The following is a 1,030-nucleotide window of genomic DNA, read 5'->3' on the forward strand; positions in this document are numbered from 1 at the left end:
CGGCGCACGACCTCGCGCTCGAAGGCGATGAAGGCCAGCGGCTGCCCGTCTCCGCCGCACAAGGCACGCACGTCGATCTCGCAGTGATAGACCTCGCCTCCCTTGCGGTAGTTCTCCAGAACCCCGTGGAAGCGGCCCTGTGTGCGAAGCGTGCGGGTGAGCGAGCGGGCGAGCACCCGGTTGGTGGCCTTGCCCTGCAGCAGGCGCGGCGAGCGCCCAAGCACCTCGGCGCTCGCATACCCGCTCATCCGCACAAAGGCCGGGTTGGCGTACAGGATGGTCGGTCCCGGTCGGTCGAGAGCCGCGTCCGTCACCAGCACGGCGAGATCAAGCGGCTCGGCCAGCAGCCTGACGAGTTCGATAATGGTCATGACCCGACCCTCTGCAGGAGCACACCGAATTCAGGATTGGTTTACCGCCTCTCCCGAAGGGCCGTCGCCCGAAGCCATGTGACGGGGCAGGAATTCACAAATCGTTAGCGGCTCCCACAGCACTCTGCCGGCAGACGAGCTAGGGCAATCACCCGGTACCGCCCGTCCCTCTACCAACGTCACCGCATCTCGCAGGGCACCGCCTCCATGATCCACCAGCTCGTGTACTACAGCCGCAACACGGTGCAGGGCGGCGACCGCGCCATGCTGACCAACCTGCGCGAGATCGTCTCGGCTTCTCAGCGCAACAACAGCCGCGACGGCATCACGGGCTTCCTGATCTTCGACAAGACCTGGTTCGTGCAGATCCTGGAAGGCGACAAGGCGCAGGTGACCGAGACCTACAACCGCATCGCGCGCGACACGAGACACTCGGCGGCGACCATCTTGAACGTGCGCGATATCGAGGCCCGGCTGTTTCCGAACTGGACGATGGGTGGTGCGATGCGCACACCGGAGGTGGAGGAGGTCTACCTGGAGCACGGCATCGGCAGCAGCATGGACCCGTCTCGGCTCAAGAGCGGCCAGATCATCGCGTTGGCTCTCGACCTGCAGGCCTTCGAGCAGGCCAAGCGCCAGGGTCAACGCCTCGCCAGCTA

The 1,030-nt window shown here is 65.4% G+C and carries 2 protein-coding genes; one reads left to right on the forward strand and one right to left on the reverse strand.

What is annotated here, in order from left to right; translation table 11 throughout:
* On the reverse strand, nucleotides 1-371 hold a 371-nt coding region (locus MFF55_RS26445), incomplete at its 3' end, for a PAS domain-containing protein (RefSeq protein ID WP_238247208.1).
* A gap of 207 nt (nucleotides 372-578) precedes the next feature.
* On the opposite strand from MFF55_RS26445, the gene MFF55_RS26450 reads away from it, so the two are divergent.
* The coding region (locus tag MFF55_RS26450) for a BLUF domain-containing protein (RefSeq protein ID WP_238247210.1) at nucleotides 579-1,030 on the forward strand (452 nt) is incomplete at its 3' end.

Origin of the sequence: Methylobacterium iners, assembly GCF_022179305.1 — a bacterium.
Classification (GTDB): domain Bacteria; phylum Pseudomonadota; class Alphaproteobacteria; order Rhizobiales; family Beijerinckiaceae; genus Methylobacterium; species Methylobacterium iners.